1 protein-coding gene is annotated in these 245 nt (G+C 66.5%); it reads left to right on the top strand.

Going from position 1 to position 245, the window contains the following annotated elements; translation table 11 throughout:
• A partial coding sequence (locus tag ACZ3HH_RS30950) for an amidase family protein (RefSeq protein ID WP_465810520.1) occupies positions 1–245 on the top strand: 245 nt, incomplete at both ends.

Below are 245 nucleotides of genomic sequence, written 5' to 3'. Positions count from 1 at the left end.
CGTGGTCGCCTTCGCCTCCAGCCTCGACCAGGCCGGGCCGATGGCGCGCGACGTGCGCGACTGCGCGATCCTGCTCGAGAACATGGCGGGCTTCGATCCGAAGGACTCGACGTCGCTCAACCTGCCGGTGCCGAAGTGGGAAGAGGCGCTTTCGGGCGACCTGACCGGCAAGAAGATCGGTATCCCCGCCGAATATCTGATCGACGGCATCCCGACCGAGATCGCCAAGCTGTGGGAAGCCGGCA

The organism is Pseudomonas sp. PME37.24/025, assembly GCF_055556615.1.
Note: the sequence above shows the minus strand (reverse complement) of the source record. Positions and strands in the feature narration are given on the sequence as shown.